The 9,944-nt window shown below is 70.0% G+C and carries 12 protein-coding genes and 1 pseudogene; 7 read left to right on the top strand and 6 right to left on the bottom strand.

All coding sequences use genetic code 11. The annotated features are described in order from the left end of the window. Nucleotides 1-152: 152 nt before the first annotated feature. On the bottom strand, nucleotides 153-641 hold the full coding sequence (locus tag ACFW9D_RS36250) for a hypothetical protein (RefSeq protein WP_384629419.1): 489 nt from the start codon (nucleotides 639-641) through the stop codon (nucleotides 153-155). A 147-nt stretch (nucleotides 642-788) separates the two neighbouring features. Between ACFW9D_RS36250 and rpmG the strand changes: the two genes are divergently transcribed. Next, nucleotides 789-953, top strand: coding sequence for a 50S ribosomal protein L33 (gene rpmG / locus ACFW9D_RS36245; protein ID WP_188338249.1), 165 nt, complete (start codon nucleotides 789-791; stop codon nucleotides 951-953). A gap of 5 nt (nucleotides 954-958) precedes the next feature. Further along, the gene (locus tag ACFW9D_RS36240; protein WP_188338250.1) at nucleotides 959-1,216 is read left to right on the top strand and encodes a type B 50S ribosomal protein L31; all 258 of its coding nucleotides are present in this window, start codon (nucleotides 959-961) and stop codon (nucleotides 1,214-1,216) included. Between the two features lie 92 nt (nucleotides 1,217-1,308). On the opposite strand, the gene ACFW9D_RS36235 is transcribed toward ACFW9D_RS36240, so the two are convergent. Continuing rightward, nucleotides 1,309-2,784 carry an aldehyde dehydrogenase family protein gene (locus ACFW9D_RS36235; RefSeq protein WP_384629414.1) on the bottom strand — a complete coding sequence of 492 codons (1,476 nt, stop codon included), beginning with the start codon at nucleotides 2,782-2,784 and terminating at the stop codon, nucleotides 1,309-1,311. Nucleotides 2,785-2,882: 98 nt separating this feature from the next. After that, nucleotides 2,883-3,779, bottom strand: coding sequence for a helix-turn-helix transcriptional regulator (locus tag ACFW9D_RS36230; protein ID WP_188338252.1), 897 nt, complete (start codon nucleotides 3,777-3,779; stop codon nucleotides 2,883-2,885). A gap of 268 nt (nucleotides 3,780-4,047) precedes the next feature. Here ACFW9D_RS36230 and ACFW9D_RS36225 point away from each other — a divergent pair, with 268 nt between their 5' ends. Next, nucleotides 4,048-4,545 carry an ATP-binding protein gene (locus ACFW9D_RS36225; protein WP_384629411.1) on the top strand — a complete coding sequence of 166 codons (498 nt, stop codon included), beginning with the start codon at nucleotides 4,048-4,050 and terminating at the stop codon, nucleotides 4,543-4,545. A gap of 15 nt (nucleotides 4,546-4,560) precedes the next feature. On the opposite strand, the gene ACFW9D_RS36220 is transcribed toward ACFW9D_RS36225, so the two are convergent. Next, complete coding sequence (locus ACFW9D_RS36220) at nucleotides 4,561-4,800, bottom strand: DUF397 domain-containing protein (protein ID WP_188338254.1); 240 nt, start codon at nucleotides 4,798-4,800, stop codon at nucleotides 4,561-4,563. A 263-nt stretch (nucleotides 4,801-5,063) separates the two neighbouring features. On the opposite strand from ACFW9D_RS36220, the gene ACFW9D_RS36215 reads away from it, so the two are divergent. Both ACFW9D_RS36215 and ACFW9D_RS36210 read left to right on the top strand, forming a co-directional pair. Continuing rightward, on the top strand, nucleotides 5,064-5,606 hold the full coding sequence (locus ACFW9D_RS36215) for a DinB family protein (RefSeq protein WP_384629406.1): 543 nt from the start codon (nucleotides 5,064-5,066) through the stop codon (nucleotides 5,604-5,606). Nucleotides 5,607-5,655: 49 nt separating this feature from the next. After that, nucleotides 5,656-6,273, top strand: a complete 618-nt coding sequence (locus ACFW9D_RS36210) for a PadR family transcriptional regulator (protein ID WP_384629403.1) — start codon at nucleotides 5,656-5,658, stop codon at nucleotides 6,271-6,273. A 16-nt stretch (nucleotides 6,274-6,289) separates the two neighbouring features. On the opposite strand, the gene ACFW9D_RS36205 is transcribed toward ACFW9D_RS36210, so the two are convergent. Further along, nucleotides 6,290-7,717, bottom strand: coding sequence for a glutamate decarboxylase (locus ACFW9D_RS36205; RefSeq protein ID WP_188338257.1), 1,428 nt, complete (start codon nucleotides 7,715-7,717; stop codon nucleotides 6,290-6,292). 157 nt (nucleotides 7,718-7,874) lie between these two features. Here ACFW9D_RS36205 and ACFW9D_RS36200 point away from each other — a divergent pair, with 157 nt between their 5' ends. Further along, entirely contained in the window at nucleotides 7,875-8,648 is a 774-nt protein-coding gene (locus tag ACFW9D_RS36200) for a MerR family transcriptional regulator (RefSeq protein WP_384629400.1), read from the top strand. Nucleotides 8,649-8,663: 15 nt separating this feature from the next. Here the strand turns inward: ACFW9D_RS36200 and ACFW9D_RS36195 are convergent, their stop codons facing one another. Beyond that, the gene (locus ACFW9D_RS36195) at nucleotides 8,664-9,041 is read right to left on the bottom strand and encodes a YbjQ family protein (RefSeq protein ID WP_384629397.1); all 378 of its coding nucleotides are present in this window, start codon (nucleotides 9,039-9,041) and stop codon (nucleotides 8,664-8,666) included. 147 nt (nucleotides 9,042-9,188) lie between these two features. Here ACFW9D_RS36195 and ACFW9D_RS36190 point away from each other — a divergent pair. After that, nucleotides 9,189-9,851, top strand: a pseudogene (locus ACFW9D_RS36190) (DedA family protein); the annotation flags it as partial. Between the last annotated feature and the right edge of the window lie 93 nt (nucleotides 9,852-9,944).

The raw sequence follows: 9,944 nt of genomic DNA, 5'->3' as shown, positions 1-9,944 counted from the left end.
CCGCGCCCCTGAAGGCATGCGCTGCGCGCAGCCTTCATCGGGGAAATGCGGCGCGCAGCGCCATGCATTTCAGGGGCGCGGGGAACTGTGCGACCAGCCCCCACCGGCCGGCAGCCTCCTACGAGACGGGCCTGGCCGGGTTCGACCGGAGGTCAGCCCGTGGGGAGGCCCGTCGGGAGGCCCGTCGGGAGCTTGCCGTCCTCGGACTTGGTGAAGGCGTCGGTCTTGCCGCCGTCCCAGCTGACCTGCATCGACTTGCCGTCGTTGGACTCGACCTTGCCGGTCGTCCGGTCCGTGCTGCCGTCCGCACACTTGAGGACGAACGTCGGCGCGGCCCCGTCGGACACCGTGCCGGAGCACAGGTGCCCGTCACCCGTGCTGAGCGAGGCCTGCTTGCCGCCGACGACGAGCACGACGGGCTGCCCGCCGCTCGTGGCGCTCCAGATGCCCTCGGTGTCCTTCACGGAGCCCGCGGAGCCGGACGAGCCGCCGGTCGAGCCGCCGTCGGCCGACGAGGACGAGCCGCTGTCGGAGCCCCGGTCCTTCTTGCCGCCACCGCTGTCGCTGCTGCAGCCCGTCACGGCCAGCGCCGCCACGACGGCCGCGGCGCCCGCGACGATCCGTACGTTCCTGATACGCACAACTTCCCCCTGTTTCACGGCTGTCACAGCGGTCGCTCCCGTCGTGCGACCGCCGCAGCAAGTTACCAGCCGTCACGCCCCGCCATGGTGACGTACCTCTCCCGGCGCGCTATTGAAAACGGCAGTCATTTTCATATACTGGGGTCCATGGCACGCAACGAACTCCGACCGGTGATCAAGCTCAGGTCCACCGCCGGGACCGGCTACACCTACGTCTCCCGCAAGAACCGGCGGAACGACCCCGACCGCCTGACCCTGCGCAAGTTCGACCCCGTCGCGGGCCGGCACGTCGACTTCCGAGAGGAGCGCTGACTTTCATGAAGAACGGCATCCACCCCGAGTACGCCCCGGTCGTGTTCCGCGACCGCGCGGCGGGCAGCGCCTTCCTGACCCGCTCGACGATCACCGCCTCCGACAAGCTCGGGGACCGGACGATCGAGTGGTCGGACGGCAACACGTATCCCGTGTTCGACGTCGAGATCTCCGACGCGAGCCACCCCTTCTACACGGGCCAGCAGCGGGTCCTGGACACCGAGGGCCGCGTCGAGGCCTTCCGGCGCCGCTACGGCGGCTGACCTCGCGGCCGGCCCCGCGGCTGAATCCGGCGAAGACAGCAGGCCCGACCCCTTCCGGGGCCGGGCCTGCTGGTTCTCGTGCCGGGACGGCGTCAGAACGGGAACTGCGAGCGCCCGTGCTGGACCGAGATCCACTTCTGCGTGGTGAACGCCTCGACCGTCGCCTCGCCGTTCAGCCGGCCGATGCCCGAGCGCTTCTCGCCGCCGAAGGCGACCAGCGGCTCGTCGTGCACGGTGCCGTCGTTGACGTGGATCATGCCGGTGTCGATCTGCTGCGCGAAGGCCACGCCCCGCTCGACGTCGCCCGTGTGCACGGCGCCGCTCAGCCCGTACGGGGTGTCGTTCGCGATCCGCACCGCCTCCTCGTCGCCGTCGAAGGGGATGAGGAGCGCGACCGGGCCGAAGATCTCCTGGCGCAGGACGGGGGAGTCGGCGGGCAGGCCGGCCAGGACGACCGGCTCGACCAGGTTGCCGTCCACCGCTCCGCGCACGAGCGCCGTCGCGCCCTCCGCGACCGCCTGCTCGACGACCGCCGAAAGGGCGTCCGCCTGGGTGGAGTTGATGACCGGGCCGATCACGGTCGACGGGTCGCGCGGGTCGCCCGCCTTCAGCGTCTTGACCTTGGCGACGAACTTCTCCGTGAACTCCTTCTCGACCTTGCGGTCGACCAGGATGCGGTTCGCGGCCATGCAGACCTGGCCCTGGTGCACGTAGCGGCTGAAGACGGCCGCGTCGACCGCGTAGTCGACGTCGGCGTCGTCGAGGACCGTGAGCGCGCTGTTGCCGCCGAGCTCCAGGACCGCCTGCTTGAACTGGGAGGCGCACACCGTCGCCACGTGCTGGCCGACCTTGTCCGAGCCGGTGAAGGAGATGACCTTCGGCACGGGGTGGGTGAGCAGGGCGTCGCCGATCTCGGCGATGTCGGTGATGACGACGTTGAGCAGACCGGCGGGCAGGCCCGCGTCCTCGAAGATCTTCGCGACGAGCGAGCCGCCCACGATCGGGGTGTTCTGGTGCGGCTTCAGCACGACGCCGTTGCCGAGCGCCAGCGCGGGCGCGACCGACTTCAGGGAGAGCAGGAAGGGGAAGTTGAAGGGGGAGATGACGCCGACGACACCGACCGGCACCCGGTAGACCCGGTTCTCCTTGCCGTCCACGGGGGAGGGGATGACCCGGCCCTGCGGGCGCAGCGCCAGCTGGATCGCCTCGCGCAGGAACTCCTTGGCCAGGTGCAGCTCGAAACCGGCCTTGACGCGGGTGCCGCCGAGCTCGTCGATGATCGCCTCGGCTATCGCGTCCTCGCGCTCCTCGACCAGGCGCAGCGCCCGCTCGAAGACCATCCGGCGCGCGTACGCGTTGGTCTTCGCCCACTCCTTCTGCGCCCGCTCGGCCGCCCGGTACGCCTCGTCGATCTCCTCGACGGACGCGACGGTGATCGACGCCAGCTTGTCCCCGTTGTACGGGTTGAAGTCGATGATGTCCCACGACCCGCGCCCCTCGCGCCACGTGCCGTCGATGTACTGCCGGTCCAGATCGGTGAAGTACGTGTGCGGGGACGGTGACGTCATGGCAAATCCCTTGCTGAAGCGCCGGACAGCTGATGGGACGTCATCGTACGTCCGGCACCGGTCAGTCATGGAAAGAGATCGGCCAACTCACTTTGCATTCAGGCGAATTCGGTCAGCAACCGGCGCAGCAGTCCGATGCTCTCCGCCGGATCCGGGCACTGCTCGGCGAGGAGGGCCATCGCCTTCTCGTACTGGGTGACGTCCTCGCGCTTGTCCAAGTACAGGGCGCTGGTGAGCTGTTCGAGGAAGACGACGTCGGAGAGGTCCGACTCGGGGAACGTGAGCAGGGTGAAGCTGCCGGACTCGCCCGCGTGCCAGCCGCGGTCGAACGGCATGATCTGGAGGGTGATCCGGGGCCGCTCGGCCAGCTCGATCAGGTGGCGCAGCTGCCCGCGCATCACCTCGGGCCCGCCGTGCACCCGGCGCAGCGCGGCCTCGTCGAGCACCACGTGCAGCTCCGGGGCCTGCTCGGCGACCAGCAGCTTCTGCCGTTCCAGCCGCAGCGCCACGCGCCGGTCGACGTCCTCGGGGGCGGCGCCGCGCATGCCCTGCTCGACGACCGCGTGGGCGTACGCCTCGGTCTGCAGCAGGCCGTGCACGAACTGGGCCTCGTAGCCGCGGATGTGCGAGGCGGCGGCCTCCAGGCCCACGTAGGTCTGGAACCAGCCGGGCAGCACGTCGGAGTAACTGTGCCACCAGCCCGTGGAGTTGGCCTCCTTGACGAGGGAGAGGAGGGCCTCGCGCTCGGCACCGTCGGTGACCCCGTACAGGGTCAGCAGGTCCTCCACGTCGCGCGCCTTGAAGCTCACCCGGCCCAGCTCCAGCCGGCTGATCTTCGACTCGGAGGCGCGGATCGAGTAGCCGGCGGCCTCGCGGGTGATGCCGTGCGACTCCCGCAGGCGCCGCAGCTGCGAGCCCAGCAGGATGCGCCGCACCACCGAGCCGCCCCCCGGCCCCAGCGCCTGGGGCGACGCCCAGGACTCCCCAGCGGTCACGTCGTCCAACCTCCCTGATCCATCAGGGCCCGAAGTCTGCCACTAAAACGCTCCGGCCCGTACTCGCGTGGTTACGGAAAGGGAGAAGAGGCGAAAGCGAGGCGTGAGAACTTGGAAGAAGTCGTGGGAAGAAATGAGCAAGAAGCGGTACGGGAACGGCCAATTCCGGCGCGTGCACGTGCATCTGCCCTTGCATCCGTTCTGCGCATTCGGAACCATGGTCGCCACCACCGCTCGCTACGTACTGCGAAAATGGGGAGTGCCTCGCATGGGGACGAACGGATCGACCATGCTCGAGCCTTTCGACGCGTTGAGGCAGAGTCTTCCCCCGCTCGACCCCTCCGCGGTGTCCAGCGCCGCATCCTGCGCCCTGCCCGCACGGTACGAAGCGGTGCGCAGCGCACGGGAGTTCAGCCGCAGAACGCTCGGCGACTGGGACGTGCCCGAGCGCTTCGACGACATCTGTCTGGTCGTCTCCGAACTCGTCACCAACGCGCTGCGGCACGCGCTGCCCGCGGACACGCCCTACGACCAGGACCCGCCGGTGCGGCTGCATCTGATGCGCTGGGCCTCGCGCGTGGTGTGCGCGGTGCGCGACCCCAGCAACGACAGCCCGGTGGCCCGCGAGGCCGACGTACGTGAGGACTTCTCGGCCGAGTCGGGGCGCGGCCTGTTCCTCGTGGACTCCTTCAGCGACAGCTGGGGCTGGCACCCGATGGCCGGCGCGCTGAGCGGCAAGGTCGTCTGGGCCCTGTTCCGGGTGTGAGCGCCCGACGGCCGCTCAGGCGACCGTCAGATGGTCGAACTCCCCGTCCTTCACGCCCAGGAGCATGGCCTCTATCTCCGCGGGGGTGTAGACGAGCGCGGGGCCTTCGGGGAAGTTGGAGTTGCGTACGGCGATCTTGCCGCCGGGCAGCTTCGCGAACTCCACGCAGGAGCCCTGCGAGTTGCTGTGCCTGCTCTTCTGCCAGACCACTCCGTGCAACTCCGTGGCCGCCATGCCGTTGTACACGTGGTGCACGGTTCGCTCCCCCGGTGGTTCTCGTGGCGCATGGGTGCATGGGACAACTGCCCCGGCTGATCAGGATCATAGCCCTCGGCCAAGATCTTCTGCATGAGCAGATGCACGTGCACGCGGGGTGGTCCCACGACTACAGAACTCGGCGGAACCCGGCGCCGACTCGCGTGAAGAGGTCAGGATCTGACCTACATCGCCCGTAGCTTCTTCTCATCGAGTCCGGCGCAGGACGGCGGGACGACGGCGAACGACGAGAGGTGTTTCCGATGGTCATGCACGTGAACCCCGAGGCCCGCGGTGACGAGCGCGGCGCGCTCCTGGCCTTCATCGCCGAGCAGCGCGGCGGGGTGCGCCGCACCCTGCTGGGGCTGACCGACGAGCAGGCCGCCGCGAAGCCCAGCGCCAGCGCCCTCTCCCTCGGCGGCATCGTCAAGCACCTGGCGGAGGTCGAGCAGGGCTGGGTGGCCCTGGCGAGCCGCACCGAGCCCGACACGAAGCGCGACCCGGAGTCGTACGGCATCGGCTTCCGGATGATCGACGGCACCGACACCGTCGAGTCGCTCCTCGACTATTACGCGGACGTGGCGCGGCGCACCGAGAAGTTCTTCCACGACGCCCTCAGCCTGGACGACACCTTCCCGCTGCCCGACGAGCCCTGGTTCCCCGACGGCCAGGAGGTCTCGCTGCGCTGGCTCGGCCTGCACCTGATCCGCGAGACGGCCCGGCACGCCGGCCACGCCGACATCGTCCGCGAGTCCCTCGACGGCAAGACCGCGTTCGAACTGGTGGCGCTCGCGCAGCAGGGCTGAGGGCACAACCCCGGGGGCCGCGCAAGTCCGCGGGTTCTACGCTGAGCGCATGTCAGCGATCCGCCTCCTGGTCCTCGGGGCCGTACGGCAGCACGGCCGCGCGCACGGCTACCAGGTGCGCAGCGACCTGGAGTACTGGGGCGCCCACGAGTGGTCGAACGCGAAGCCGGGATCGATCTACCACGCGCTCAAGCAGATGGCGAAGCAGGGACTGCTCCGCGCGCACGAGGTGGCGCCGTCGACGGCCGGCGGCCCGCCCCGCACCGAGTACGAGGTCACCGAGCGCGGCACGAGCGAGTACCTGACCCTGCTGCGCGAGTCCCTCACCGCGTACGACCAGCGGCCGGACGCCCTCACGGCCGCGCTCGGCTTCATGGTCGACCTGCCGCGCGCGGAGGTCGTTGCACTGCTCCGGGAGCGGGTGCGCCGCATCGAGGAGTGGCGCGCGTCCGTCACGGAGCACTACACGCCCGAGGGCGGCCCGGAGCGGCTGGGCCACATCGGCGAGATCATGAACCACTGGGTGTTCACCGCCGACACCGGCGCCGAGTGGACCCGCGCGCTCATCGCCCGGATCGAGGGCGGCGCGTACACCTTCGCCGGCGAGGGCGAGCCGTTCGTCGGGATCCTCCCGGACGGCCGGGAGGACCCGTACGCCGCGCACTGACCGGGCCGGTGCGGGGTCAGTGGTGGAAGGACGTCGCCGCGTCCTTGTCGCGGACCTGCGGGTGCGGCTGGCTGCGCAGGTCGGGCAGGATCCGGGTCAGGTCGTCCACGAGCAGGGCGGCCAGGTCCGCCGAGAAGCCGTTGCGGCACACGACGCGGAGCACGGCGAGGTCCTCGCGGTGCGCGGGGAACGTGTAGGCGGGCACCAGCCAGCCGTGCTCGCGCAGCCGCCGCGACACGTCGAAGACGTCGTACGACGTCACGTCCGGCGCCGTCGTCACCGCGAACACCGGCAGCTCGTCGCCCCGGGTGAGCAGGCGGAAGTCGCCGAGCGCCTCGAACCGCTCGGCGAGCCCGCGCGCCACGTCCCGGGACGCCTGCTGCACGGCCCGGTAGCCCGCCCGGCCGAGCCGCAGGAACGAGTAGTACTGGGCGACGACCTGCGCGCCGGGCCGCGAGAAGTTCAGGGCGAAGGTCGGCATGTCGCCGCCCAGGTAGTTGACCCGGAAGACGAGGTCCTCGGGCAGCGCGTCCGCGTCCCGCCACAGCGCCCAGCCGACGCCCGGGTAGACCAGGCCGTACTTGTGGCCCGAGGTGTTGATCGAGGCGACCCGGGGCAGCCGGAAGTCCCACACCAGGTCCGGGTCGAGGAACGGCGCGACCATGGCGCCGGACGCCCCGTCCACGTGCACGGGGATGTCGAGCCCGGTCCGCTCCTGGAGCGCGTCGAGCGTCGCGCACAGGTCGGCGATCGGCTCGTACGACCCGTCGAAGGTGGAGCCGAGGATGCCGACGACACCGATCGTGTTCTCGTCGCAGAGTTCGGCGGCGGCCGTCGGATCGAGGTGGAAACGGTCGCCCTCCATCGGGACCTGCCGCGCCTCGACCTCCCAGTAGTCGCAGAACTTCTCCCAGCAGACCTGCACGTTGATGCCCATCACCAGGTTCGGGCGGGCGTCGCGCGAGGGGTAGCGGTCCGCGTTCCGCTTCGCCCAGCGGCGCTTGAGCGCCATGCCGGCCAGCATGCAGGCCTCGCTCGACCCCGTCGTCGAGCAGCCCACCGCGGACATCGGGTCCGGCGCGTGCCACAGGTCCGCGAGCATCGCGACACAGCGGTGCTCCAGCTCGGCGGTGCGCGGGTACTCGTCCTTGTCGATCATGTTCTTGTCCCGGCACTCGGCCAGGAGGACGTCCGCCTGCGGCTCCATCCACGTGGTCACGAACGTGGCGAGGTTGAGCCGGGCGTTCCCGTCGAGCATCAGCTCGTCGTGCACCAGCTGGTACGCGGTCATCGGCGCGAGCGGCCCGTCCGGCAGCCGGTGCTTGGGCGGCGCGTCGGTCATCCCGGCCGCGGGGTCGGCCGCGCCGTAGAACGGGTTGACGGCCATCGGGCGCTCCTCGCGCCCCCGGGACCGGCCCGCGGGACCGTGGTGCAGCGGAGGCATCGGCGACTCCTTCGTGAGCGGCGTCCCCCCGCGCCAGCCTAGGCAGACATCACGGAACGGGCATATCGGGCGCCCATGGCGTCGCGCTTGCACCTCACGCGGCGTGAGGACCCAAGCTGAGTCACGTACGGAGAACCGCTGCGGGAAAGGAGCGGCCATGACCTCCTCGGTCCACTCGGTCGGCCAAGTGGCCGGATTCGCCGGGGTCACGGTGCGCACGCTGCACCACTACGACGAGATCGGACTGCTCGTCCCCAGCGAGCGCAACCACGCGGGACACCGCCGCTACACCGCGTCCGACCTGGACCGGCTCCAGCGGATCCTCTTCTACCGGGAGCTCGGCTTCCCCCTGGACGAGGTGCAGGCCCTGATCGACGACCCGGAGACCGACCCGCGCGAGCACCTGCGGCGCCAGCACGAGGTGCTGACCGCCCGCATCGAGAAGCTGCAGAAGATGGCCGAGGCCGTCGTACACGCCATGGAGGCGCAGAAGATGGGAATCCAGCTCACCCCGGAGGAGCGCTTCGAGGTCTTCGGGGACAAGGACCCCGAGCAGTACCAGGACGAGGCCGAGCAGCGCTGGGGGAACACCGAGGCCTGGGCCGAGTCCCAGCGCCGCGCCGCCACCTACACCAAGGAGGACTGGCAGCGCATCCAGGCGGAGGTCGAGGACTGGGGCCGCCGCTACGCGGCCCTCGTCGCCTCCGGCGAGCAGCCGTCCGGCGCGGCGGCGATGGAGCTCGCCGAGGAGCACCGGCGGCACATCAGTCAGAACTACTTCGAGGTCCCCTACGAGATGCACGTCTGCTTCGGCGACATGTACGTGGCCGACGAGCGCTTCAAGGCGTCCTACGACGCCATGGGCGAGGGCATCGCCGAGCACCTGCGCGACGCGATCCACGCGAACGCGGCCCGGCACGCGGGGGAGTGAGGGCGCCGGCCCGGATCAGGGCGCGGTGGTGTCCTGGGCGATGACGGCGGCGGTTCCGTAGGCGCAGACCTCGGCCGCCCCGTCCATCGCCTCCGTCACGTCGAAGCGGAACATGAGCACGGCGTTGGCGCCCCGCGCGCGTGCCTGCTCCACGAGCCGGTCCATGGCCTGGTTCCGCGTCTCGACCAGCGTCTTGGTGAGGCCCTTCAGCTCGCCGCCGATCATGGACTTGAGCCCGGCGCCGATCTGGCTGCCCAGGTGCCGCGAGCGCACGGTGAGGCCGAACACCTCGCCGATCACCTGCTGCACCCGGTACCCCGGGACGTCGTTCGTGGTGACGACGAGCACATCCGCCTGCGGATTCTGGCCGCCGCCGAAGTCTTCGATACCCATAACGACAGGTTTGCCACAGTTCACTCGGAGTGCATCCTGAGAGGGCCACTGGAACCTGGTGCCCGCGCGCGGCGTTGATAACTTTGCATCGCCGATCTGCATGGCACCGCAATGCCTTTGCCCTCACCCCCTCAGGAGCCCGGACCCGTGATGACGCTTGCGCTCGGACCAAGCTGGCTGGACCCGGACCATTTGCTGAACACGTTCGGCATCTGGGGCCTGCTCCTGATCGTGTTCGCGGAGTCCGGTCTGCTGATCGGCTTCTTCCTGCCGGGTGACTCGCTGCTCTTCACCTGCGGCCTGCTGATCACCGCCGGCACCCTCGACTTCCCGCTGTGGGGCGCGATCGGACTGATCTGCCTCGCCGCGATCCTCGGTGACCAGGCCGGATACATTTTTGGCAAGAAGGTCGGACCGTCGCTCTTCAAGCGGCCGGACTCCAAGCTCTTCAAGCAGGAGAACGTGCAGAAGGCGCACGAGTTCTTCGAGAAGCACGGCCCGAAGTCGCTGGTCCTGGCCCGCTTCGTGCCCATCGTGCGGACCTTCACGCCGATCATCGCGGGCGTCTCCGGGATGCGGTACCGCTCCTTCATCACGTTCAACGTGATCGGCGGCATCCTGTGGGGTGCCGGTGTGACCCTGCTCGGCTCCTGGCTGGGGAACATCGAGTTCGTCCACAAGAACATCGAGGCGATCCTGATCCTGATCGTCCTCGTGTCCGTGGTGCCGATCGCGATCGAGTTCCTGCGCGCCAAGCGCTCCGCGAAGCGGGAGCAGAACGCGGCTCCGGACGCGCCGGGTGCGCCGGCCGCGCCCTCGCAGCGGGGGCGCCACGCTCGTCGCTAGCCGCGCAGTTATCCGCGCCCCTGGAGATGCGCACTTCGTGCGCGCGTACTCCACGGG

This window comes from Streptomyces sp. NPDC059524, from assembly GCF_042749255.1.
Classification (GTDB): Bacteria; Actinomycetota; Actinomycetes; order Streptomycetales; family Streptomycetaceae; genus Streptomyces; species Streptomyces xanthii.
Note: the sequence above shows the minus strand (reverse complement) of the source record. Positions and strands in the feature narration are given on the sequence as shown.